Here is a 1,272-nt window from a genome sequence, read left to right as displayed (position 1 = left end):
ATGATCAATAAAGATATATCAGATAAAACATACACATTATTTCAAAAGGCAATAGGAAAAATAGTTAGAATAAAATACAGGAGCAAAGTTGATTTAGATAAATTTCTTATTGGCAAAGTAAAAACAACTAAGGAATATTATGATTTATTGTTGGATTTTCATGGATATGGATATTTTTTGACTGCGTATGGAGCATTGGGAGTTGAAGCAAAAAAAAAGGCATTATGGTTTCATGATGAAAATCTGTGGTGGACTAAAAATGTTCAATACTATTTTAAGTACTATGATAAATTATTTTGTGTTTCTAATGCTGTAAAAAACACTTTGAAAAAAATGTATCCAAATTATAGTGAAAAAATAAGTGTTGTGCTTAATTGTATTGATACTGAAGAAATTATAAAAAAATCAAATGAGGATATTGATTTAAATGATTTTACAGGAGTTAATAAGATTCTTACTATTGGAAGACTAGAGGAACAGAAGGGAATTGATATTGCAATTCAAATAGCTGAAATATTGCAAAAAAGAAAAATATGTTTTCAGTGGTATATTATAGGAGATGGAAGCTGTAAAAGCCAATTGATGCAGCAAGCTGAAGAAGCAAATGTGTTAGAAAAATTTCATTTTTTAGGTATGAAAACAAATCCTTATCCGTACATAAAGAAATGTGATTTATATGTACAACCATCACGACATGAGGGGTATGGACTGTCAATTCTAGAGGCTCGAGTGTTAAATAAAGCTATTGTTGCAACTGATTTAGCACCAATTCGAGAACAAATAATAAATGAATACAATGGAATTTTGGTTGACATTGTACCAGAATTATTTTCAGATAAGATTGAAATGTTATTGAAAAATCAGAAACTAATAGAACGCATAGAAGATAATTTAAAAAAAGAAGACGTTAATTTTAAGACAGAAGTACAGATAGTATTGTCATTATTATAAGTGAAAAAAGGAAAAAGATGAAGAAAATTGGTTTGAAAAGAATAGGTTTGAAAAGAATAGGATATGATATTTGTGAATATATATTAGCGTGTTGTTTGATAATTAATTGTCGTGCTATTTGGCTTACAATACCAGGAAGTGGAGATAAAATAAATAGTATTGTTAATCTAATGATAGTTTTTGCAGTATGTGGTTGCATGCTGTTTAAGGGAAAATATAAAATTAAAAATATTAAATGCGGGATAAAAATAAGTATAGCATTATTGCTTTACCTACTCTTTTTTATATTAGTAAACGGTTATAATAGAAAAATATTTTTAG

Annotated in this window: 2 protein-coding genes; both read left to right on the top strand. The window is 27.2% G+C overall.

Annotated features, from left to right (window positions below):
- On the top strand, positions 1 to 951 hold a 951-nt coding region (locus NCY57_RS16630; RefSeq protein ID WP_250789875.1), incomplete at its 5' end, for a glycosyltransferase.
- A 17-nt stretch (positions 952 to 968) separates the two neighbouring features.
- On the top strand, positions 969 to 1,272 hold a 304-nt coding region (locus NCY57_RS16625; protein ID WP_250789874.1), incomplete at its 3' end, for a hypothetical protein.

Origin of the sequence: Blautia sp. MB18-30 (assembly GCF_023669475.1) — a bacterium.
Taxonomy (GTDB): domain Bacteria; phylum Bacillota; class Clostridia; order Lachnospirales; family Lachnospiraceae; genus Blautia_A; species Blautia_A fusiformis.
The sequence above is the reverse complement of the archived record's forward strand: the minus strand, read 5'-3'. Positions and strand labels throughout refer to the sequence as shown.